21 protein-coding genes and 2 pseudogenes are annotated in these 22,827 nt (G+C 59.9%); 18 read left to right on the forward strand and 5 right to left on the reverse strand.

The genetic code is table 11. The features are described from left to right. Positions 1 to 3 precede the first annotated feature (3 nt). The gene (gene bioB, locus CV102_RS24020; RefSeq protein WP_148860544.1) at positions 4 to 1,140 is read right to left on the reverse strand and encodes a biotin synthase BioB; all 1,137 of its coding nucleotides are present in this window, start codon (positions 1,138 to 1,140) and stop codon (positions 4 to 6) included. Between the two features lie 185 nt (positions 1,141 to 1,325). Here bioB and CV102_RS24025 point away from each other — a divergent pair, with 185 nt between their 5' ends. The 4 genes from CV102_RS24025 to trxA all read left to right on the forward strand — a co-directional run bounded on the left by CV102_RS24025 (position 1,326) and on the right by trxA (position 5,674). After that, on the forward strand, positions 1,326 to 2,423 hold the full coding sequence (locus tag CV102_RS24025) for a gluconate 2-dehydrogenase subunit 3 family protein (RefSeq protein WP_148860545.1): 1,098 nt from the start codon (positions 1,326 to 1,328) through the stop codon (positions 2,421 to 2,423). Between the two features lie 56 nt (positions 2,424 to 2,479). Beyond that, positions 2,480 to 4,249 carry a GMC family oxidoreductase gene (locus tag CV102_RS24030; protein ID WP_148860546.1) on the forward strand — a complete coding sequence of 590 codons (1,770 nt, stop codon included), beginning with the start codon at positions 2,480 to 2,482 and terminating at the stop codon, positions 4,247 to 4,249. 169 nt (positions 4,250 to 4,418) lie between these two features. Then, positions 4,419 to 5,195 carry a hypothetical protein gene (locus CV102_RS24035; RefSeq protein ID WP_148860547.1) on the forward strand — a complete coding sequence of 259 codons (777 nt, stop codon included), beginning with the start codon at positions 4,419 to 4,421 and terminating at the stop codon, positions 5,193 to 5,195. Positions 5,196 to 5,227: 32 nt separating this feature from the next. Continuing rightward, positions 5,228 to 5,674, forward strand: coding sequence for a thioredoxin (gene trxA, locus CV102_RS24040; protein WP_148860548.1), 447 nt, complete (start codon positions 5,228 to 5,230; stop codon positions 5,672 to 5,674). 85 nt (positions 5,675 to 5,759) lie between these two features. On the opposite strand, the gene CV102_RS26295 is transcribed toward trxA, so the two are convergent. From CV102_RS26295 to sucC, 3 genes are all read right to left on the reverse strand, one after another. Further along, complete coding sequence (locus CV102_RS26295; RefSeq protein WP_187433103.1) at positions 5,760 to 5,915, reverse strand: hypothetical protein; 156 nt, start codon at positions 5,913 to 5,915, stop codon at positions 5,760 to 5,762. Between the two features lie 265 nt (positions 5,916 to 6,180). After that, positions 6,181 to 7,053 carry a succinate--CoA ligase subunit alpha gene (gene sucD, locus CV102_RS24045; RefSeq protein WP_148860549.1) on the reverse strand — a complete coding sequence of 291 codons (873 nt, stop codon included), beginning with the start codon at positions 7,051 to 7,053 and terminating at the stop codon, positions 6,181 to 6,183. Next, the gene (gene sucC / locus CV102_RS24050; protein ID WP_148860550.1) at positions 7,050 to 8,204 is read right to left on the reverse strand and encodes an ADP-forming succinate--CoA ligase subunit beta; all 1,155 of its coding nucleotides are present in this window, start codon (positions 8,202 to 8,204) and stop codon (positions 7,050 to 7,052) included. The genes sucD and sucC overlap by 4 nt, the downstream gene beginning before the upstream one ends. Positions 8,205 to 8,414: 210 nt before the next feature. Between sucC and CV102_RS27105 the strand changes: the two genes are divergently transcribed. From CV102_RS27105 to CV102_RS24080, 8 genes are all read left to right on the forward strand, one after another. Then, complete coding sequence (locus CV102_RS27105; RefSeq protein WP_005558169.1) at positions 8,415 to 8,537, forward strand: hypothetical protein; 123 nt, start codon at positions 8,415 to 8,417, stop codon at positions 8,535 to 8,537. A 313-nt stretch (positions 8,538 to 8,850) separates the two neighbouring features. Further along, positions 8,851 to 9,720, forward strand: coding sequence for a UbiA family prenyltransferase (locus CV102_RS24055; protein ID WP_148860551.1), 870 nt, complete (start codon positions 8,851 to 8,853; stop codon positions 9,718 to 9,720). 254 nt (positions 9,721 to 9,974) lie between these two features. Then, positions 9,975 to 10,472: a hypothetical protein gene (locus CV102_RS24060; RefSeq protein ID WP_148860552.1), complete on the forward strand. Its 498-nt coding sequence runs from the start codon at positions 9,975 to 9,977 to the stop codon at positions 10,470 to 10,472. 575 nt (positions 10,473 to 11,047) lie between these two features. Then, positions 11,048 to 11,167 (forward strand): DUF7577 domain-containing protein, encoded by a 120-nt coding sequence (locus CV102_RS27440; RefSeq protein ID WP_449289638.1) that lies wholly within the window; start codon positions 11,048 to 11,050, stop codon positions 11,165 to 11,167. 922 nt (positions 11,168 to 12,089) lie between these two features. Further along, complete coding sequence (locus CV102_RS24065) at positions 12,090 to 13,292, forward strand: Cdc6/Cdc18 family protein (RefSeq protein WP_148860553.1); 1,203 nt, start codon at positions 12,090 to 12,092, stop codon at positions 13,290 to 13,292. A gap of 1,586 nt (positions 13,293 to 14,878) precedes the next feature. Continuing rightward, complete coding sequence (locus CV102_RS24070) at positions 14,879 to 15,676, forward strand: HAD-IIA family hydrolase (RefSeq protein WP_148860554.1); 798 nt, start codon at positions 14,879 to 14,881, stop codon at positions 15,674 to 15,676. Next, positions 15,673 to 16,917: an MgtC/SapB family protein gene (locus CV102_RS24075; protein ID WP_148860555.1), complete on the forward strand. Its 1,245-nt coding sequence runs from the start codon at positions 15,673 to 15,675 to the stop codon at positions 16,915 to 16,917. Before CV102_RS24070 ends, CV102_RS24075 begins: the two co-directional genes overlap by 4 nt. A 158-nt stretch (positions 16,918 to 17,075) precedes the next feature. Beyond that, positions 17,076 to 17,492, forward strand: a complete 417-nt coding sequence (locus CV102_RS24080) for a hypothetical protein (RefSeq protein WP_148860556.1) — start codon at positions 17,076 to 17,078, stop codon at positions 17,490 to 17,492. 123 nt (positions 17,493 to 17,615) lie between these two features. Here the strand turns inward: CV102_RS24080 and CV102_RS27310 are convergent. Next, positions 17,616 to 17,867, reverse strand: a pseudogene (locus tag CV102_RS27310) (helix-turn-helix domain-containing protein); the annotation flags it as partial. 350 nt (positions 17,868 to 18,217) lie between these two features. Between CV102_RS27310 and CV102_RS24090 the strand changes: the two are divergent. The 6 genes and pseudogenes from CV102_RS24090 to CV102_RS24115 form a co-directional block, all read left to right on the forward strand. Beyond that, a complete protein-coding gene (locus CV102_RS24090) occupies positions 18,218 to 19,342 on the forward strand; it encodes a substrate-binding domain-containing protein (RefSeq protein WP_148860561.1) in 1,125 nt (374 codons plus the stop codon). Between the two features lie 108 nt (positions 19,343 to 19,450). Then, entirely contained in the window at positions 19,451 to 20,263 is an 813-nt protein-coding gene (gene phnC / locus CV102_RS24095) for a phosphonate ABC transporter ATP-binding protein (RefSeq protein WP_148860557.1), read from the forward strand. A 2-nt stretch (positions 20,264 to 20,265) separates the two neighbouring features. After that, positions 20,266 to 21,081 (forward strand): phosphonate ABC transporter, permease protein PhnE, encoded by an 816-nt coding sequence (gene phnE, locus CV102_RS24100; protein WP_148860558.1) that lies wholly within the window; start codon positions 20,266 to 20,268, stop codon positions 21,079 to 21,081. Further along, positions 21,081 to 21,905 carry a phosphonate ABC transporter, permease protein PhnE gene (gene phnE / locus CV102_RS24105; RefSeq protein ID WP_148860559.1) on the forward strand — a complete coding sequence of 275 codons (825 nt, stop codon included), beginning with the start codon at positions 21,081 to 21,083 and terminating at the stop codon, positions 21,903 to 21,905. Before phnE (CV102_RS24100) ends, phnE (CV102_RS24105) begins: the two co-directional genes overlap by 1 nt. Beyond that, on the forward strand, positions 21,902 to 22,585 hold the full coding sequence (locus CV102_RS24110) for an HAD family hydrolase (RefSeq protein WP_148860560.1): 684 nt from the start codon (positions 21,902 to 21,904) through the stop codon (positions 22,583 to 22,585). Before phnE (CV102_RS24105) ends, CV102_RS24110 begins: the two co-directional genes overlap by 4 nt. Positions 22,586 to 22,675: 90 nt before the next feature. Continuing rightward, positions 22,676 to 22,827 (forward strand): annotated as a pseudogene (locus CV102_RS24115) (galactonate dehydratase); the annotation flags it as partial.

Raw genomic sequence — 22,827 nt, forward strand, 5'->3', positions numbered from 1 at the left:
CCGTCAGTCGTCGCTCGGTTCTGGACCCGTACTCGCACTCGAGTCCGTCGTCGTCTCGTTCGAGTCGGTCGTCGACTCGCGCGGGCCGTTCCCGTCCGCACGGGCTTTGACCTCGTCGGGATCGAAGTCGTTTACCTCCCGATTGGGCTCGAGGCCGGCCCGTTCGATGATCTCTAAGTCCTCGCCGGGCGACTGGCCCTCCGTGGTGAGATAATCTCCCGTCAGCAGGCCGTCGGCGCCCGCCTCGAGCGGCAGGTGCTGTTCGTCGGTTGCGAGGTTGACCTCGCGCCCGCCAGTCAGGCGCACTCGCGACTCGGGGTGGAGCAGTTTGTACACCGCGACCGTCGTGACGATCTCGTCGGTCGTGATCTCGGCACTGTCCTGCTCGGCAAGTGGGGTCCCCTCGACCGGGTTGAGGACGTTCACCGGCAGCGAGGAGATGCCGATCTCTTGTAACGCGATCGCGGCGTCGACGCGGTCGGTCGGCGTCTCGCCCATTCCGAGTATGACGCCGGCACAGAGGTCCATGCCGGCCGCCTTGGCTGTCTCGAGCGTCTCGACGCGATCCTCGAAGCTGTGCGAGCCGACGATCTCCGGGAAGTAGTTCGGTGAGGTCTCGATGTTATGATTGTAGTGATTGATCCCCTCTGCGGCGAGGATCTCGGCCTCCTCCTCCGTGAGAATCCCTAGGGAGGCGTCGACCTCGAGGTCGCACTCGTCCCGGACGAGGCGGATGGATTCGATCACCTCGTCCCACTCGTCGGGGCGGTGTTCCTTCGAGACGCCCTTCTCCGCGACGACGATGCCGAACCGCTGGGCGCCGTCGCGTTCGGCTCGTTTGGCGGCCTCGAGGATCTTCTCGGGGCCGAGGAAGCCGTAGGTGTCGATACCGGTGTCGAAGTGGACCGACTGGGCGCAGAAGCCGCAGTCCTCGGCGCAGTTGCCCGCTTTCGCGTTGACGATCGAGCACGCGTCGACCGTCCCGTCGCCGAACTGATCGCGCACGACTGCACCGGCCGCTGCGAGCGGTTCGACCGGCTGTGCGATCAGCGCGAGGCCGTCGGTGCGGTCGAGTCGCTCGCCGGCCAGCACCCGCTCGAGTGCGTCGTCGACCGTCGGATTTCCTGTCTCGTAAACCACGTTCGAATAGGTAGTTGACGAGTATATAATCGTTGGGGAGAGTTTCGTGTGCTGTGACGCTCGAGAGTCGCGGTCGACGCGACCGAGTTTTCGACGCTCTCGAGGCTGTTAGCGGCCCTTAAATCCGTAGAACTTGCACACGAAAGGTGGCGAGATTATAGCCCCGTTCCCTGTGGGGAGACGGCATGTCGAACGATGATTCGAACTTCGACTTTACCCGGCGGGAGGCCGTCGTTGCAGGTGGCGGGTTCATCGGGCTGAGTATCGTCGCCAGGCGGGCGGCGGCCTCGGGCGAGTTTTCGCTCGAGGACGTCGAGGAGGCAGAGATCGAAGAGCAAGGATTGCAGTTTTTCAGCCTCGAGCAGGGCCAGATCGTCCAGGATATGGCCAATCGGATCTATCCTTCCGACGACAACGGGCCGGGTGCTCCCGAGGCCGGCGTCGTCTACTTCATCGACCGACAAATGAACCAGGACTGGGGCCAGGGCGAGCGCTGGTACCTGGAAGGGCCGTTCCCTGGCGTCGAACAACTCGACCTGGATACGGGGGTCGAAGCAGCCGATCCCGTCGGCGGGCCGGTCGGCGCCGAGGGAGTCGGCGAGCCGGCCGAACACGACGACGAGGACGATGAAGAAGTCGAGAACGACGAGGAGGAAGCCGAGGACGGAGACGACGACGAAACCGAAAACGGAGACGACGAGGAGGCAGAGAACGGAAACGACGAGAACGGAGTCGGGAACGACGACGAGAACGGGGACGAAGACGAAGCTGACCAGCCCGACGAGTTCGACACCGACCCCGAAGATCCGGAAGAGGACGACGTCGAGGTTGAGTGGGCCGACGAAGAGCCTGCCGACGGCCAGGGCTGGCAGTACCCCCTGACGCCGGCGGAGGCGTACACTTATTCGATCGACTTCGTCGAGGCGTACTGCGAGGCGGAGTACGACGACAGCTTCGTCGATCTCGACGGCGACGAGCAAGACGAGGTCATCGAGGCGCTCGAGAACGACGAAGTCGGGACGTTCCGGGGGCTCGAGCCCAGTGACTTCTTCCTCCTGTTGCGGGAGAACACGCTCGAGGGAATGTTCGCCGACCCGATGTACGGCGGGAATCAGGAGATGATCGGCTGGCGGCTGAAGAACTTCCCCGGCACGCCCGGTTCGCTCGGGAGTTACCGCGCGAACATCCAGGACGAGGAGTACTTCGAGATCGACGAACCGCGGAGCATGGCCGACGACGTCCAGGAGCAGGGACTCAACCCGGACGGCGACCACAGCCACTGAAGAGCACGGACAGCGGCGACCGAATCAACGAAACCCAACCGAGAGACCGAGCAACAATGGCACAAGAACTCGACCCCGTCGACGTCGTCACCGTCGGCGTGGGCTGGACCGGCGGCATCATCGCGAAAGAACTGGCGGAAGAAGGCTACGAGGTGGTCGGCCTCGAGCGCGGAGGCGAACGATCGACGGAAGACTGGCTCACCGTCCACGACGAACTGGGGTACGCCCTGCGGTACAAGCTGATGCAGGACCTCTCCCGGGAGACGATCACCTTCCGACACGAGCCGGGAGATACCGCGCTGCCGATGCGTCGATACGGTGCGTTCCTTCCAGGGACCGGCGTCGGCGGGGCTGGCGTTCACTGGAACGGGGTCACCTGGCGCTTCTTGCCCTACGACTTCGAGATCAGATCCGAGACGATCGATCGCTACGGCGAGGACTCGATCCCCGAAGACATGCAACTCCAGGACTGGGGGATCACCTACGAGGAGCTCGAACCCTACTTCGACGAGTTCGAGTACATGGCCGGCATCTCGGGCGTCGCCGGCAACATCGAGGGCGAGATCCAGGACGACGGCAATCCCCACGAGGGACCCCGGTCGCGGGACTTTCCGCTGCCGCCGATGATGGAAACGCCGGCGCTCGAGACCTTCATGGACGGCGCCGAGGAGGTTGGATTCGAGCCGTTCATGCAGCCCTCGGCGAACCTCTCCGAATCGTACGAGAACACCGACGGCGTGCAGCTCGGCCAGTGCGAGTACTGCGGCTACTGCGAGCGGTTCGGCTGCGAGTGGGGCGCGAAATCCGATCCGACCGTAACCGTCCTCCCGGTCGCCCACGAGACGGGGAACTTCGAACTGCGAACCCACTCGAACGTCGTCGAGTTGCTCTACGATGAGGACGAGGAGGAAGTGACCGGCGTCAAGTACGTCGACCATCGGACGAACGACGTCTACGAGCAGCCTGCGGACGTCGTCGCGCTCACCGCCTACGTCCTCAACAACGTCCGGCTGCTCCTGCTGTCGGGAATCGGCGAACCGTACGATCCGGAAACCGGCGACGGAGTCGTCGGGAAGAACTACTGTTATCAGAACTTCGGCGGCGCCGCGACGGGCTTTTTCGACGACGAAGAGTGGAACCTCTACATGGGCGCCGGCGCGCTCGGGGCCGCTTTCGACGACATCAACGGCGACAACTTCGATCACGAGGACCGTGACTTCCTGCACGGCGGCTCGGTCTCGATGAGCCAGACCGGTGAGCGGCCGATCGCGAACAATCCCGTTCCCGAGGATACGCCCTCGTGGGGCTCGGAGTTCAAAGAGCAGAGCCTCGAATACAACCACAGTTCGCTATCGATCTCGTGTCAGGGGGCCGTCTTACCGTTCCAGAACAACTACCTCGACCTCGATCCGAACTACACCGACGATTACGGGCTTCCGCTGCTTCGAATGACGTTCAACTGGCACGAGCAGGACTACGCGCTCTCGGAGTTCGCCAGCGACGTCTGCGAGCGGGTCATGGAGGCGATGGGCGCCGACACCGTCGAAGCCACTGGCGGGCTCGAGGGCGACTTCGATATCATCCCCTACCAGTCGACCCACAACACCGGCGGCGCGATCATGGGCGCCGATCCCGAGGAGTCCGTCGTCAACAACTACCTGCAGTGCTGGGACGCACACAACCTGTTCATCCCCGGCGCGTCGGCGTTCGCCCACAACAGCGGCTACAACCCGACAGGCACCGTCGGCGCGCTCGCCTACCGCGCGGCGGAGGGGATCGAAGACTACCTCGAGAGTCCCGACCTGCTCGCCGACGCGGAGTCGTAATCTGACAATCGACTCTCACACTGCGGAAAAGTGGCCAATTGTCACGCCGATCGGCCGTTTCAGGTGGACGATGGCCGTCAGACTCATACGCCAGTTCTATCGACATTCGTGACAACCAAACATTCCAAAAGTTAAAGGAGTGTGATAATCTATCGACGGAGAGCTGCCCATGACCGACAGTGCCACGGACGACACCGCGACGGACGGCGGACTCGAGGCCGGCCCCAGTCTCGACGAACTGTTCGGACCGGTCGCGGACGAGCCGGTCGACGAGCGACCGCCCGACAGCGAGCCCACCTCGCGAGCAAGCGTCGACGAACGTGACGGTGAACGCGACGACGAGACGGCGACAGCGGCCTTCGATCGGCTCAAGGCCGACGAGGCGGCCGACGCCGACGCCGTCCTCGCGGACGATCGACCGGCGGAGATCATCGCGAGCGCGGACGAACCCGAGCCCGTGACCACCGAGACGGCTGTCGACGCGGCGCTGCTCGTCGACGAGGACGCGCTCGAGGCGCTCTTGCTCCCGGACCGAACCGAGGGCGAGGAGTTCCTCTGGGTCGACGCGGGCGACGCGCCGCTGGAACCGACGACTGACGCGCCGACCGAGAAAGACCAGTCGAGCGGCGAGAAATCGGGCGGCGAAGGGAGGGACGACGAGAAGTCGGTCGCGACGGACGAAGCGCTCGAGGAGCCGGTGGCCGACGATGCGGCAGCGGCCGGTGGCGAGTCGGCGTCCAGTGAGTCCACGTCGGCCGAGTCCGTGTCCTCCGAATCGAGCAAGTCGGCTCCCCTCGACCTCGCATCCGTCGAGTCCGGGGCGGCCTCGAGCGAGACCGCGCTCGTCGCACCCACCGAGTCCGAACTCGCGACGGTGGACGACACGGACGAGGACGGGTCGTCCGGTATTCTGGGCTGGATCCGGTCGAAGCTCGGCCGCTCGTAACGGTTTTTCTCTTCGGGGCGGTAGACGCGAATATGGTCGAGACGGACGATTGCGATACCGACGATGACGACCTCGAGCAGATTCGCGCCGAGAAGCGCGAACGGCTGCGCGAGCGGATCGAACGCGAACAACGGGGCACAGTGAGCCCCGACGAGCCCGTCACCGTCGAGAGCCAGGCGCAGTTCCAGGAGGTCCTCGACGCCCACGAACTCGTCCTGGTCGACTTTTACGCCGACTGGTGTGGCCCCTGCAAGATGCTCGCGCCGATCCTCGAGGACCTCGCGGGGGAGACGCCCGCCGCCATCGCGAAGGTCGACACCGACGCTCACCCGGCGCTCGCCCAGCAGTACGGCATCCAGGGGCTGCCGACGCTGCTGCTGTTCGCCGACGGCGAGGCGGTCGAACGACTCGTCGGGATGCAGGACGGAACGACCCTGCGGCAGGTGATTGATCGCCACGCGTCGGCGGGGACTGCATAGCGTCGGCGGGGACTGCATAGCGTCAGCGGGGACTGCGTAGCGTCGTTCCAGGAGTTCTCGTCGGAGACGGCACCGACGCGAGTGGTTACGGCTGGGGGTGCCAGACGAGCCCCTCCCGTCGAACCGTGTACGGTTTGGCACCACATTCCGGACAGACCGTGCCGCCGCCGTCCGGATCGTCCAGCCGCTCCGGAATCGTGTGGCGGTGGCCACAGACGTCGCACTCGAGGGTGACTGGCATGGCATCTCTCGAGGACGTGGCGCTGCCGTATGATTGTCTGCCCGGAAGCTGCTCGTCCGTCGCTTCGGGGGGTCTCGTCTGGACTGACGTCCACCCGCTCGAGTGCCCTGCGCCGCTGTTTCGGTCGAGGTACTGGCCGCTCTCGTGTCGCTTCTGGTAGATTCCGTCCGAAACGAATCGTCGAATACGCTCGTCGAAAAAACGAACCGTCGAATACGACTGACGACGGTTCGACGGCCTCACACTCGTGAGGGCGTCGGAATCGTTATCCGAGGAACTCTTCGATGTGGTCGGCGACTTCTTCGGGGGTGTCACCGACGGGGACGCCGGCGTCGTTCAGCGCGGAAATCTTGCTCTCCGCGGTGCCGGTGCCCGAACCGGAGACGATCGCACCCGCATGGCCCATGCGCTTTCCTGGCGGGGCCGTGCGGCCGGCGATGAAGCCGGCGACGGGTGTGTCGACGTAGTCGTCGATGAACGCGGCGGCCTCCTCTTCGTCCTCGCCACCGATCTCACCGCACATGACGATCGCTTCGGTCTCGTCGTCGTTCTCGAACAGTTCGAGGGCGTCGACGAAGTCCGTGCCGATGATGGGGTCGCCGCCGATACCGATCGCGGTCGTCTGACCGATGCCGCGATTAGTGAGGTTGTCGACGACCTGGTAGGTCAGCGTCCCGGAGCGGGAGACCAGACCGACGTTCCCCTCGGCGAAGATGTTGCCGGGGAGGATGCCGAGTTTGGCCTCGCCGGGCGTGATGAGGCCGGGACAGTTGGGACCGATGAGTCGCGTGTCGGTCTCGGAGAGGCGCTTGTTGACCCGGGCCATGTCCTGGGTCGGGATGCCCTCCGTGATCGCGACCGCGAGGTCGAGGTCGGTGTCGAGTGCCTCGAAGACGGCGTCGCCGGCGAACGCCGGCGGGACGAAGATCACCGAGGTGTCGGCGTTCTCCTCTTCGACGGCCTCGTGGACCGTATCGTAGACGGGGACGCCTGCGGCCTCCTGGCCGCCCTTGCCGGGGACCGCGCCGGCTACGATGTTGGTGCCGTACTCCATCATCTGTTCGGCGTGGAACTTGCCTTCCCCGCCGGTGATGCCCTGTACCACGACGCGCGTGTCGTCGTCGACTAGTACGCTCATTGGTCGTTCACCTCCTCAGCGTACTCGACAGCACGCTGGACCGCGTCCTCGAGGGTCTGTTCGACCGTCACGAGGTCCTCGTTCAGAATCTCCATGCCTTCCTCCCAGTTCGTCCCGGCCAGTCGGACGACGACCGGCTTCGGGATCTCGTCGAACTGCTCGAGCGCCTCGTTGATCCCGCGGGCGACCTCGTCGCCGCGCGTGATCCCGCCGAAGATGTTGAAGACGACGCTGTCGACGTTGTCGTCCGAGAAGACCATATCGAGCGCGTTCGCGATGCGTTCGGCCTTCGCGCCGCCACCGACGTCGAGGAAGTTGGCGGGTTCGCCGCCGTAGTGGTCGACGAGGTCGAGGGTGGTCATCACGAGACCGGCACCGTTGCCGATGATACCCGTGTTGCCCTCGAGACGGACGTAGTCGAAGTTGTACTCGTCGGCCTTCTGCTCGAGGTCGTCGCCGCTGCCGGCTGCTTCGGCTTCCATCTCGGCGAGTTCGGGCTGGCGGAACAGCGCGTCCTCGTCGATGTTCATCACGGCGTCGGCCGCGATGACCTCGTCGTCAGCCGTGACCATCAGCGGGTTGATCTCGGCGTCGGCGCCGTCTCGGTCGTCCCAGAGCTGGTAGAGCGTGGTCAGGACGCTCGAGACGTCGCGGGCGACGGCGGGATCGACGCCAGCGTCGTAGACCGCCTTGCGCGCCTGGTAGGGGTGCATCCCGAACGACGGATCGATGTGCTCGCGCGCGATGGCGTCGGGGTCCTCCTCGGCGACCTCCTCGATGTTGACGCCACCCTTGGTCGAGACCATCGCGACGGGTTTGCCCTCGCCGCGGTCCATCGTGATCCCGACGTAGAGTTCGTCGACGAAGTCGACGGCTCCCTCGACGAGAACCTGGTCGACGTGATAGCCCTTGAGATCCATCCCGATGATCGACTCGGCCGCCTCGCGGGCTTCCTCGTCGGTATCGACGAGTTCGATTCCGCCGGCTTTCCCCCGACCGCCGACCTGTACCTGTGCCTTGACCGCAACAGGATACCCGATCTCCTGAGCGGCGGTTAGTACGCCGTCGACGTCGGAGGCGAGTTGCGACTCCGGCGTCGGAATTCCGGCGTCGGCGAAGACTTGCTTCGCCTGGTACTCGTGCAGTTTCATAGCAATTCAAACGGAGTTCCGCCGTTGCTTAAATCCTGCCAGTTTCGGTTCGGGACGTGCCAGCAGTTATCTCGCTTCCGTCGGCGCGACGGCGATTCCGTGTACAGCCGTCGCTCTCGCCCGGTAACCGGCCGTTCTGCACTCGAGCCGAAATTAACTCAGTTCCGTATTAGGGTACCTTTATTAGGGACGCTGGTATATGACCACGTGATGCCCGAAGTCAACGTCTCCGAGTCCCTGTACAAGAAGCTCGAGGAAGAGAACCCCGAGTCGATCGAGGACGCGGTGTGGGAGCTGATGTACCAGGCCCGTCGAGAGTCGCAGTACCAGTAGTAGCCCTCAAGAGTCGCAGTACCAGTAGCAGGCCGCCCGTCGTAATCACAGATACGCGAATTCTTCTCGGGACATCGTATTTGCGAGTGGCAACTGTGTCTCGGCGTACTCACCGAAGCGTTTGACTCCGTACAGTCCGAAGCCCGTGACAAGCGGTGCCCCTCGGAATCGTCAGCGTCGATACTCGCGAACGTTGTGGCTCCCAGCCGAGGGTCCGACGGTACGACCCGATCGGAGAGGTGCCTCGAATCTTTCCTCTCCGGGTCCGTGCCGTTGCTCGAATCCGACTATCTGCGTCGGGGGCGGTGACGTGGTGACGAACTCGACTGCGGCGCGTCGACGGCGCTGGCTGTCATCGCTCGCAGCCGGACTCAGGCTGTTCGTCCACAGTAATCTCTTCATCTCGCTGGCCGCCGCGAGCGTCGTGATTACGACGGTCGTCCTCACCGGACTTCCGTTCGATCCAGTGCCGTTTTTTATCGTCTTCGCTGTTACGCTGTTCGTCTACACCGTCAATCGGTTCACCGACCTCGAGGAAGACGAGGAGAACGTCCCCGAGCGAGCGGCGTTCATCAAACGGTACGGTCGATACTGGCTGGCGATCGGTGCCACACTCTATCTCGCCACGGTCGGTGCGGCCGTCGTCTACTCGCTGCCGGGAGCCGGTTTCCTGCTGATCCCGCCGGTCGTCGCCGTGGTCTACTCGCTGGGTGGGATCAAGCGCGTCTTTCTCGTCAAGAATCTGTTCGTCGGGCTAGCCTGGGGGCTGATCCCGCTCGGCGTCGGGGTATACTACGGCCACCTCTGGACGACCGAGATCCTGTTTCTGGCGGCGTACGTCGGCGCGATGATCACGATCGCCGCGATAATTTTCGATATCAAGGATATCGTCGGCGATCGTGCGGAAGGGATTCCGACCGTCCCGACCAGGTACGGCCCACGATGGACCCGGATCGTCGCGCAGGTTGCCAACCTCCTCGTCGCCGCTGTCGTCGTCGGTCTCGTCACGGCCGGGACTCTGCCAGGGGCGTTTCTGGCCCTGCTCGCGTTCCACGGCTACATCGGCTGTTACATTCCGTTCGCGAGTCGCGGTCGCGGGCCGCTGTTTTACGGCTTCGTCGTCGACGGCGAGCACATCTTTCTGGCAGGGGTCGTGCTCGCACTCGAGTGGCTCATCTGGTAGGACCACTTACGGCCGACGAACGACGCCCTGATCGGCGACGATACCTCGATGGAGGGTACCCTGACGGACGATTCCCTGACGGACGGCGATCAGTCACTCGAAAACAGAGGATGACGAACAATCGAACGGAAGAACAGCGGATGAGTGGTGGACGATCGAACGCAAGAGCAGGGAATGCATACGGAAGTACCGAACCGTGACGGTTCACATCCCGTGAAAAAAGGCGTTTCAGTCAGGGGGGTGTGACGACGGGTATGGAACGACGCACGCTCGTTTGGCTCGGTTTCGGTGGTGGAATCGCCGCACTTGCCGGCTGGCTCGGGACGGTTGCCGGAAGTACAGGGGTAGACCACGGAGACGGATCAGACGAGCCGAGACATGGTAGCGACGAGGCGGGAATTCCCAACTCGGAGTCCGACGAGCCGTTCGACCATATTACGATCGGTGACGCCGACGCGGCCGACGATAGCGGCGGTACCAAGGTCTACCTCTGGAACGCCGGAGACGACGAACGAGAGATCGAGCTCCAGGTCACCCGCGACAGCGAGACGGTGGTCGAACGGGAAGATACTGTCCCGTCCGATGCGTATCTCCTTCTCACGCTGCTCGAGCCAGGGACCTACGAGACGGTCGTCAGCGCCGACGGCGCGCGAAGCGAAACGACGCTCGACCACTCGGAGAACGACTGTGGGCGAACGGTGATCGCGCTCCAGGAGTCCGGACTGCGAACGTCGGTGTCGAACACCTGCTGAGTATCGGGAGACGTTCCTGCTGAGTATTCGTAGGTATCTCGACGCATTCACCGGCGGCTGCCGGCCGTTCCGCGCTGCCTCGAGAGAGATGGCACGGCTGAGCCGTCGCTCCAACACAGTTTGGAATGAACGTTTTTACTACTCCGCTGTTAGCCAGTGATGGCGGGAGTTCCCCTCCCCAAGGCACCCTGCCACGTCGTTCGACCGTCACCCCACCCTTCCCACCCACCCCTGCTCGCTCCCACTCGGCGACCACCCCACGCCGAGTACCCCCACCACCTGTCGTCTTCACGTTCTGGGTCATATCGCTCGAAATACCCTGTAGCGTATCCTGTCCTTGCTGCAATACGTCCCTGGCACACCCCGCGTTGCCGCTGTATTGGTTCCAGTGTGCGTCACCGCTGTATCGTTCAGGCAATCGTCGTCTCGTTCTGTATCGTTCGTGGCATCACCGTCTCGTGACCGGCTACCAGGGGATCGCGAATACTACCGTCAAATCGTCCCTCTCACCTGTATCCGGCATCCTTGCAGTCGTATGCCTGGTGGGTATATGGCTGGATTTGTTACCGGCGGTGATGGCTACTCAGCGTGAGTCGATCGATCAACCAGTCACGTGCAGAAAGTGCGGAACGAAGAACGAGCAGTTTTACACCTATTGTCGACACTGCCTCGAGGAATTACCCGCGGTTCCGTGAGATGCACGGGTACGGTTCCGTGAGATTTCCACGGCTGACCTCCAATCCGGCCGCAGTCGCACCCTGCTTGTGGCGGCTTCCGGATCGGTAGGTTTGGTACTAAGTCTGACAGATCCGTGGCACACACCCCGCGTTGCCGCTGTATACACACGGTGGATCGAGATCCACCGAGCGGAAGTCGAGACGGTTTCGAGCGTCTCCATGTCCGGAACTAAGCCGATATCGATGGTACAGGCCCGAAGACGGTGGTTCCACCGACACACCGACCGTCGAACGGCAGGGACACGTGTCTGAGGATACCTGAGTACGGATGTCGCCAGTCAGGCTACCAAGACCACGGAATAATAGCTACTTATAAATAGGCCTACTTTGTAAAAGTCCAGTGAGTATCTCGAACGCGGATGTGTTCGACCGGGCTCGAACGCGGCTCTTTCAGTCGAGATGAATCCTGACACCTCTCGAGGTACCGGTCTGCTCGTTCTCTTTCCGTGCAGGCCCGCTCTTCCGTACGCCGCTCGCCGGTACAGTGCACAACCCCTCGAGTGTTCCCTCCCGTTCGACTCGAGGCCACCACCAGATTCATACAGCGGCAACGCGGGGTGTGTGTGCGACTGATACAGCGGCACTCCGGGGTAGAATTACCGTGGTATACCCTCTCAGTATCTGGAATTCACACTCATACAGCGGAACTGAGGTGTCTCGAGAGTACGGCGATCCGAAGCCAGCCATCGCATACAGCGGCACTCCGGGGTCCCCCTTCGAAGATACAGCGGAACTGAGGGGTCTTCTCCCACGCTATACAGCGGCAACGCGGGGTGTATTCTACAGGATAGAGTGTCTGAAACCCTCGAAGTCGCATTCTTACAGCGGAAACACGGTTCGAACGTTTTAAGATCGTGCCGCGGAATGATCGGCCAACGCAATGTCCGACTCGGTTGACTATTTCGGAAGCGAAACGGCGATCTTCCGAAACAAAGAGCTCTTACAGGTCTCACATCTGCCGGACGGTGATCGAATCATCGGTCGGCAGGCGGAACTCGAGAACCTCGCCACGGCGATCAAACCGGCAACCACCGGAAACACGCCGAACAACGTGCTCGTCTACGGGAAGACGGGCACTGGCAAATCACTCTGTGCGAAGTTTATCACCAACCAGGCGATCGATCGCGCCGAACAGAACGACATCACGATCGGTGTCACCTACATCGACTGTCTTCAGGACTCGACGGAAACGCAGGTCGTCCAGTCCATCGCCCACCAACTCAACGATCGCGACCGGACCGGCGTCTCGATCCCCCACTCCGGGCTGAGCACGGCCGAGTACTATCGGCGCCTCTGGCAGATCTCCGATACGCTGTACGACGTCGTCCTCGTTATCCTCGACGAGGTCGACAAGATCGAAAACGACGACGTCCTCATGCAGTTCTCGCGGGCCGTCGAGTCGGGCAAACTCGAGTCGAGCAAGGCCGGCGTCATCGGAATCAGCAACAAGGTTCGCTACAAGGAGTCGCTGAACGAGCGCGTCAAATCGAGTCTCTGCGAACGCGAGTACGTGTTCGCTCCCTACGACGCCACGCAGATCCAGGAGATCCTCACCTCTCGTTCGGACGCCTTCCACGAGGGCGTCCTCGCGGAAAGCGTCATTCCGCGAGTGGCAGCCCTCTCGGCCCGCGAGCACGGCGACGCTCGCAAGGCGATCGACATCCTCCGATTCGCCGGCGAGATCGCCGAAGAAGAGGGGATGGACGCCGTGACCGAGGACTGCGTCGACCAGGCACACGAGCGCGAGGAGACCAGCCGGCTCGCGGAACTCATCTCGAAGTCGCCGAGTCACGCGAAGATGGTGCTCGAGGCGATGGCGTTTCTGGTCCAGCAGGCCGACGACAGCGACGCCGCCGTCCGAACGACCGAGATCTACGACGTCTACCAGCGCGTCTGTGCCCAGGAGAGCTCCGACCCGCTCAAGCTCCGCCGAGTCCGCGACATCCTCTCCGAACTCGAGTTTCTCTCGATCATCGATCAGGAGCGCAAGTGGGCCGGCAAGGGGAAGGGTAACTACATGGAAAATCGGCTCCTCGACGATCCCGACGTGATCCTGGCCGCCTGCGCCGAAACGGAGGTCTGATGCGCCCCGGTTGAAACGATTTTCCGCTCGATCGCAGTGCCGTATTGCGATCGAGCGGGCAATGATTTCAACCGGGCCTATGAGCGGACGACACGACACTCGAGCCAGACGGCAGTCCCGTCGTTCTCGAATCCCTTACCCAGGAGTGCTCACGAACCCAAGCAGGAGAACAGTTTCCCAAAGGATCCGGTTTGCTGTCCGGTCGCCGAGACGGCTCGACCAGAGTCGCGATGGCGCAATTAGAAGTGGATGAACCTGATTTGGAACGAACTGTTTTACATTTTTATTGGGTGTCGATGGCGGGACACTTGGCGGTAAAGAGACTTATCAGCCTCTCGAACCAGTGCCGAGTCTCGAACTGCTCGGCTAAACACCATATTTCTTATATACTTATATAGTTGTAATCTTGGCGACGCCAGATGTGTCTGTGTACTGAATGTGACACAGAAGGTCTCGTATGGCTAGAACGGACAATATAATAATACCCAATCAGTAAGGGATAACGCACGATGATTGAAAAGCTATTTCGAAGAAAGTTGTAAATAGAGAATTTTCTGTCGAATACTATCCGAATATATCGGTAGATGGGAAAGGGTTCCTGCTCCTGTCTCGTCTAGGTGTTCAAAGAGGTGTTTAGAAGGCGATCTCCAGCGAAAAACCGAACAGAAGGGTTGTCGTCAAGTAGGGTTTAAAGAGGAGGAAAATATAGTATCAGAAAACAGAGTATCCTTGGAAACAACCAGATATCATATATTATCGCGTGCTGTGAAAACCCAACTCACGCAGACGGCTCTACTTAGATTCCGTTTTACAGAGGAACTCCCGGGACCGTAACGTCGGGTCAGAACCCCACTTCCTAATCCATCTGTAATTACATGCGTATTTTTGTAAATCTATTGCTACGCGTTCCTATATAGTACTATATACAGCTATTTTCTACTATAATCCGATATGGAAAAGGGCCGTCTGAGCGGTGTTTCGGCCAGCTTTTTCGATACTGGTCCAGCATAATGACGGAACGCTGATGATGTTTGGATACTAATTTCTCCCACTCCTAAATAGTAAAATATCTCCTTACACCGCTGTCGTCGAAACGGAGAGATATTACCGGCGAATTCGACGAGAGATGCGAGGATAACTGCGGATTCCTTCAGCTAGTACACCGACTCGTGAACGGAACGAATGATCCTCCGGAAGCGTATTCGCGTGAACGTGTCGGTGGGTGGGATACCCTACTGAACGTCGTCCGACCCTGTCGCGGTCAGTTCCAGTCGCCGATAGAGCAAGACTATCAGTCCACTTGTCACCGCTGTTGCGTGCGGAGAGTGTCGTTTCCGGCCGGAAACATTGGTCGTCAAGAGAGTTGCTCGTTCCCGTCTGTTCGACGGCTACTGTCCTCAGTACTGACACGATGTCGATTCGTCGATGTACTATCGTCGCGCTATGCAACTCGAGGACGGCGCAGCGGCCCATTCTATATAGTACTATATAGCAAGATATAGGTGTACCGGTACAGAGGCCAGTTTGTAAAGACACATCAGTATGATCACGAACGACTGCAAAAGAAACCGATCGTGGACGGAGCGATGACCAATAACACGCTCGAGGGAGCTGTTATCGATCTGGACGGAACGGTGTATCTCAGCGAGCAACTCGTGGACGGCGCTCGAGCAGGAATCGAGCAGCTTCGAGCGGCCGGTATCGACGTTCTCTTTCTGACGAACAACCCGATCAAGCCCCGAACCGACTATCGGGACCGGCTCCGAGCGCTGGGTATCGATGCGACACTCGAGGAGGTCATCAACTCGGCCTCGATCGCAGCGGACTACCTCGCGACACACCACCCGAACGCCGCCACGTTCGTGGTCGGCGAACCGCCGCTCGTCGCCGAACTTCGAGCGGCGAACGTCGAAGTGACGACCGATCCGCAGACCGCGAACGTCGTTCTCGCGTCGATGGATCGCTCGTTCGATTACGCGGCTCTTCGTGACGTCCTCGAAGCGTTCGACGAAGGCCCTGCACCAATCTTCTATGCGACCAACCCGGATCGAACGTGCCCGACGGCCGATGGGGAAATACCGGACGCAGCGGCGATGATCGGTGCGATCGAAGGACTGACTGGTCGCGAACTCGACGCCGTTCTCGGAAAGCCCTCGAGGTACGCCGTGGAGGCAGCGATGCGACAGCTCGGAACGACCCCTGCGAACTGCCTCGTCGTCGGCGACCGGATCGCGACCGACGTGAAGATGGGAACGGAGTCCGGTATGTCGACGGCGCTCGTCCTCTCCGGCGCAACTGACCGTGCCGACGTCGCAGCGGCAGCGACCGAACCTGACTACGTTCTCGAATCGCTTGGAGCCGTCACGTCTGTACTCCGACAATGATGGATATCGAACTACTCGCTCATCTGGAGGTCGAAGTCGTCAGAATCGTCATTGCGACGCTGCTCGGGATGTTTCTGGGTCTCGAACGTGAGTGGTCGCAGAAGTCGGCGGGTATCCGGACGTTCGCACTGATCAGTTTGCTGGCAGCAGTGTTTACTATTCTCGACGATCAGGGGCTGGTGATCATCGGTGGCGTTCTGATCATCGCTCACGCCGTTTTGCTGGCCGCACAGAGCTTCATCGAGGACGATATCGAGGGCCTTTCGTTGACGACGTCGGTGTCGATGCTGGTCGCCTACAGCATCGGTGCGCTCGTCGCAAACGGGTTCTTGATCGAGTCCGTGACGGTGGCCGTTCTCTCCTCGATGCTGCTGGTCTTAAAACGTGAGCTCCACGAGTTCGCGTGGGGGCTCTCTCGGGAGGAGATGCGAAGCGCAGTCGAGTTCGTTATTCTCGCGTTCGTCATCTATCCGCTCCTGCCCGACGAAACGGTGGATCCATGGGGCGCCGTCCAGCCGCGGCTGATCTGGTCGCTCGTCATCGCGATCAGCGCGATCGGGTTCGTCAACTACGTTCTCGTCAAGAAGTACCAGGGTCGCGGTATCGCGGTAACCGGATTCTTCGGCGGACTCGTCAACTCGACGGCCGTCGTCGCCGAGATGGGCAAGCGGGCAACAAACCAGTCGGGGTTGCTCGGCCTGGCCGTCGGAGCGATACTGCTTGCGAACGCGGCGATGGCGTTTCGCAACGCCGTTATCGTGGTCGCGTTCGTCCCCGAGGCGGCACTCGTGGTCGCGGCACCGCTCGGTGCAATCATGGTTACTGGCATCGGGATCGCCATCTGGCAAAGTGACTGGCGAACGAACTTCGAGGCGGACCTCAAATCTCCGTTTAGCCTTCGGAACGCGCTGACGTTCGGTGCGCTGTTTCTCGTTGTGTTGCTCGTCTCGGTCGGCGCCGAACAGATGTTCGGAACCACGGGCTTTCTCGCGACGACGTTTTTCGCCGGTCTGGTCTCGAGCGGGACGGCGACGACGACGGCCGTTACGCTCGTCAGCACGGATCAGATTTCGCAGGAGGCGGCCGTTGCAGGCGTGATCACTGGCACCGCCGCCAGCATTCTGGTCAAAACGGTGTTCGCCGCGAGCATGTCCCGCGAACTCGTTCGTCCCGTCCTGTTCTGGAACCTCGTGCTGATCGGGGTCGGAGCGGTCTTTGGGGCCCCGTTTCTGCTGCTATAGCCGCACGAGAGCGGCTGTTTTGCCGGAAGCAGGGACAGACCGCAGCTCTGTACTTCGTGTGGAGTCAGTTTTCCGGGTCTTATCGAGGATGACTCGGTCTCTATCCGGCTGTGTGACCGGTATCGTTTTCTTGCCGTGTTGATACTGCATGGGTATCCATGCTCTTCGGACGCAAACAGGATCCTCCCGCACCGGGGTTCGAGTGGGACCGAGACGGGCCGTGGGAAGCCCACGCTGTGCGTTCTGGTCGGGAGACGATCGAGTACGACGACGAGACTTACGTCTGCCGGCTTCGGGAGTCTCCTGACGGATCGTGGCGGATCGCGTACGGCACCCCGGGAAGAGACGGTCAGTCACGCGGCTTTCTGTTCCACGACGGATCGCTCGAGTGGACGACACCGCTCGATCATCCGACGGTTGGCCTCGTCGCCGACGACGGAACGGTCGTAGTTCTCGAAGGTGGCGCGTCGGACCGTCTCGAGGGCACGGTACGAGCGTTCGACGCGACCGGAACACAGCTCTTGCCCCGAGAGACCGAGTCGACTCAGGCAATCAGATGTAGTCCATCTATCTGAGTAACTTGCTTGAAAAAGCCGCTGTACACGAGTAATTTCGCTGGGGCCGTGATTTGGAGAAGTCGTTGGTTCAACAGATAATGCCATTGAGCGTGCACATCAAGTAATGACTCTCGTAGCTGATTACGATGACTTTCTCGTCCAGGTTTCGTCGGCAGGAGCAACGATGTCCTTGAAGACCAGCTTATTTTGCAATCTAATCATTGGGTTGCGTTCGCAAGTGGCTAACCGAAATTGGGTCGTGATTGTTGGATAAATATCAGGTCTTCCGATGCGACGTACGTATCCTAACTCACGCAACGTTGCCACGTGGGTGTTAACGGTGCTCTTGGAAATCTCGAGTTTGGTCGATAATCCGGTGACTCCAACCCGACTGCGGTCACGAAGTAGTCAGTGATGGCGAGCGTCGTTACAGTTGTCTGAACAGCAATGTCGTCGTGGTTCCAAATTGTTCAGAGATACTGTTTCAGAAATCACAATAAATCAGCTGTTCTCTATTAGTGAACAAGATGCCGTCGGACTCAATTGATTAGGTCGACTTAGGGTGGAAATAAATATTAAAGAGGTGATATTTGCCCCAAAAGGTCGGCGTCGTGGCGATATCACCTTATATACTAAGGACGTTCTTACTTGGGGAACGCTTTTTTTCGGGATCTATATGCAGAATCGCGTTAATGGTGGAAAAGTATATATACTTCCCCTCTAGTTTGGGTATGTTGGCAAAGATGACACAAGACTCGAATTCGGAAGATAGCAGCCGTCGACGGTTCCTTGTCGGTGCCGGCGTTGTGGGAGCAACAGCTCTCGCAGGTTGTACGGGGGATGATGAAAGCGATGGTAGCAGTGACGTGAGTGAGGACGACTTCCCTGATTTCGATCCGACAAACCCCGAGTATCCACAGCTCGGTTCGACGCTGATTGAGCACGACTTCGAGCTCGGGACGACCGAGTTCCTTGAAGAAATGGAGACCCAAGACGAGCCTCGTTACGGGAATGCGCCACCAGAGCCGCCTGAGGACGAAAGCGAGTGGATCGACCCGGATACGCTCGTCTTTTCCTACGGTGCGGGTGAAACTGGTCAGCAGGCGTATGAAGGGACGCTTGACCCCATCGTCGAAAATATCGAGGAGGAGACGGGAAAGGACGTTCAGTTCGAGATTCTCAACTCCTACGCCGCACAGGTCGAAGCGATGAACGCCGAACGGCTTCATATTGCAGCCTTCTTCCCGGGGAACACACCACATGGTGTCAACCTTGCAGAAGCGATTCCGCTGGCGATGCCGGTCGGCGAGGACGGGACATTCGGGTATAAGCTGTGGGTAATCACGCAGGCAGATAACGACGAGATCAACAGCGTCGAGGATCTTGCCGGCAAAGACGTTGCCCACACGTCCGAGACCTCTGGTTCAGGCAACCAGGCACCACGTGCGATGTTCGAACAGGACTTCGGGGTCGTTCCTGACGAAGATTACGAGGTAACCTACTCGGGCGGACACGAACAAAGCATCCTCGCGGTCGACAACGGCGATTATGAGGCAGGACCGGTCGCGAGTACGAACTTTCGAGAGGTCGCCGAAGCAGGACAGATCGACGCAGCCGACATCAAAGTCGTCTGGTCGTCTAATCCGTTCCCGTCCGGACCGTTCTCAATCCGGTATAACCTCGCGCCCGACATCCGGGAGGGAATCGAGGCAGCATTTTTCGATTACGACTATACCGGGACAGAAATGGCCGAAGAGATCCACGGAGGAACTTTCACCGAAGTCGACTATGCCACTCACTGGGACGTCATCCTCACGAGCCATGAACATCTCGGGATCGACTACGGTGACGATATCGAAGACGAGTAACTCCTCTTTCGCACCGATTTCTCGGTGCGGACAAAGCACTAACGTGTCCCCGACGCTGATCGACGGCACGGCGTTCACGTTTACAACACAGACAATTTCAGCACAACAATGCTATCAATAGAAAATCTAACCAAGGTTTATCCGACGGGTGACCGCGCCCTTGAGAACGTATCACTGGAGATCGGTGGTCGCGAGACCACAGCTATCATCGGGCCCAGTGGCGCGGGGAAGAGCACACTCATCAGGTGTATAAACAGGTTGACTGAACCGACGTCCGGTCGCATCGTCCTAGACGGTACCGACGTGACGAGCCTGAACAAAAAGGAACTCCGGAAGGCCAGGCTTGACATGGGAATGGTATTTCAGGAGTACAATCTCGTTGAGCGACTCACCGTAATGGAGAACGTTCTCTCGGGACGGCTCGGTGAAGTGAATACGTGGCAGGCGTTCCGACGACAGTTCCCTCCCGACGCGGTTGAGCACGCGTATGATACCCTCGAGACGGTTGGACTGGCCGGTTTCGAGGATAAACGTGCGGACGAACTCTCCGGGGGACAGCGTCAGCGAGTCGGGATTGCACGCGCGGTCGTTCAGGAACCGAAGATTCTCCTTGCTGACGAGCCGACGAGCAGTCTCGATCCTGAGACGTCCCGAGCCGTAATGGAACTGCTGACGGATATCGCCGAGGCGGAAAACATTCCCGTCTTGATCAACATTCACGAGGTGGATCTCGCCGTTGAGTACGCCGATCGGATCGTCGGTATCACCGACGGCGAAGTTTCGTTCGAGGGCGAACCCGACGAGCTCGTCGAGGAGGCGGAAGATCGCATCTACCGTAGCGATTCCGTCTCGAAAACGGGCCGCAAAGGAAACGACGACGAGGCGTTGGACAATCTCGGGACAGAACTCCGGGAGATCTAATCATGGCAGAAGGAACTACTACTATCGACAGACGCACCTGGGACCGCCCGACTGTGTTCTACAACAGATACGTCAAATATCTCGTCTACCTCGCACTCGTCGGGTTCCTCGCCTGGAGCGTCTGGGAAATGCGGGTCAGCCCCGATCGATTGCTTGCGGGGGGAAGCGCCGCGAGCAACTTCCTGACTGAGTCTGTTCCACCGGACTTCGGTGCACAGCAGCGGGAGTTGATCTGGAGCGGCATGGTAGAGAGCATCGCCATGGCGATTATCGCGACGGTCCTTGGCGTCATCGTCAGCATTCCGGTCGGGTTCATGGCGGCAGAAAACATCTCACCGAAGCCTTTATACGTGCTCAACAGGGGAATTATCTCCTTCGCACGGGCATTTCACGAACTCGTCATTGCGATCGTTCTCGTGATCGCCGTTGGTGTCGGTCCACTGGCAGGAATCATCACGCTCTCGTTCAAGACGGTCGGGTTCTTCGGAAAACTTATTTCGGAGGAAATTGAGGAGATCGATGAGAAACAAACCGAAGCGATCCGGGCAACCGGTGCGAACACGGCACAAGTGATGCTCTATGGTGTGTTGCCACAGGTCACGCCTCGAATTGTTGGGCTGTCAATCTATCGGTGGGACATCAATCTTCGCTCGAGTACGATCGTCGGGATCGTCGGTGCAGGTGGTATCGGATTGACGCTGTTACATTCGTTCGAACGATACGAGTACGACTTTACGCTCGCGATCATCCTAGTAATTCTCGCGCTCGTCCTCTTGGGTGAGGCGATTAGCGCAGTTATTAGACGGAGGATCCAGTAATGACGGGGGAAACTAGCTCTCAGTTGAAAAGAAACACAGCGAATCTCGAGTGGGAACGGTTCGATACCAGAACTAGACTCATTCGGTACTTCCTAATCCTGTTCGGATTGCTCGCAGTTGTCGCCTCTTGGAGCGCACTCGACATCAACACCGAATACGTCATCACTGCGCCCGAACAGATGGTCGACCTCAGTCAGCGGATGTATCCCCCGGACGTAGAGTACGCCGGCGAGATCGTCGGACCCCTGATTGAGACGATCCACATCGCGGTGCTCTCGACTGGACTCGCAGTGTTGCTCGCTGCACCGGTCGCCTACATCGCAGCGGAGAACACAACGTTCAACCGCGCCACGTACTACCTTGGGAAACTCATCATCTCTTTCACCCGGTCGGTGAACGTAATCATCTGGGCGCTCATCTTCGTCGTGATCTTTGGCCCCGGAGCACTCGCCGGAATCGTCGCGGTCGCGGTCCGCTCTATCGGATTCGTTGCAAAACTGCTTGCCGAGGCGATCGAGGAAATCGACATGGGAAGCGTTGAGGCGATCTCAGCAACGGGAGCAAATCCGTTGCAGATCCTGATCTACGGGATCATTCCGCAGATCAAACCTGCATTCATTACAATTACGACATTCCGTTGGGATATCAACGTCCGCGGTGCGACGATTATTGGGTTCGTCGGTGCGGGCGGTATTGGTACCGAACTGATGACCCGGCAGAACTCGTTCGACTGGAGCGGTGTCTTAACGATCTTGATTGCGATCCTCTTCGTGGTCGTATTCAGCGAAATGCTCTCAGCATACCTCCGGAAGAAAGTGGCATGACCGAAAGCGAATACACGTCGATCGTCTTCGATCTCGATGGCGTTCTCGTCGAAGGTGCACACACTGTGCCGTCGGTCTACCGCCGTGCTGCAGCCGACGCTGTCGCGGAACTCGGAGTCGAGAGCGTCAGCGACGAGGCGGTCGTGAAATTGGGTGATCCGGACGACATCGAACTCGTCAGAAATCAATGCGAGAGGCTGGCAATCGATTCGGACGCTTTCTGGCGTGAACGCGAAGCTGCAGCCTCGGCAATCGAAAACGAGCAGATCCGGCGCGGACATCGAATGCTGTACGATGACGTGTTTGCACTCAGTGAACTCGAGGCCACACTCGGGATCGTCAGCAACAATCGACAGGCAACTGTCGAGTTCGTCGTCGACTGGTTCGATCTCGAGGATCGGTTCGACGCTTGGTTCGGGCGGACAGACACGATCGAAGGGTTCGAGCGGATGAAACCCGACCCGCACTACATCGATCGGGCGCTCGAGCAACTCGATGTTAACCCGGAGGAGACGCTCTATGTCGGAGATCGGGAGTCGGACGTCGAGGCAGCCAGAAAGGCAGCGATCGATGCGGCGTATTTGCGCAGATCTCACAACGATACAATTGAACTGACTGCTGACCCAGATCACATCCTCTCGGGGCTCGACGAACTCGCTGCACTCGCCGCGAAAAAATGACATCCGGTTAGACACTAAAACAATGAACACAACGGCAATCATCCGGTCCGCGTCACGATCTCGTACGCATATCACCAATAGTAATAAATAATGAGAATAACAGAATACGAACTGTTCGAAGTCCCGCCCCGCTGGCTCTTTCTCAAACTCACGACGAGCGACGGCACCGTCGGCTGGGGTGAACCGGTCGTCGAAGGTCGCGCGAAGACCGTTCGAACGGCGGTCGAGGAACTGCTCGACAA

The sequence above is a fragment of the Natronococcus pandeyae genome (assembly GCF_008122205.1).
In the GTDB taxonomy this organism is placed as follows: Archaea; Halobacteriota; Halobacteria; order Halobacteriales; family Natrialbaceae; genus Natronococcus; species Natronococcus pandeyae.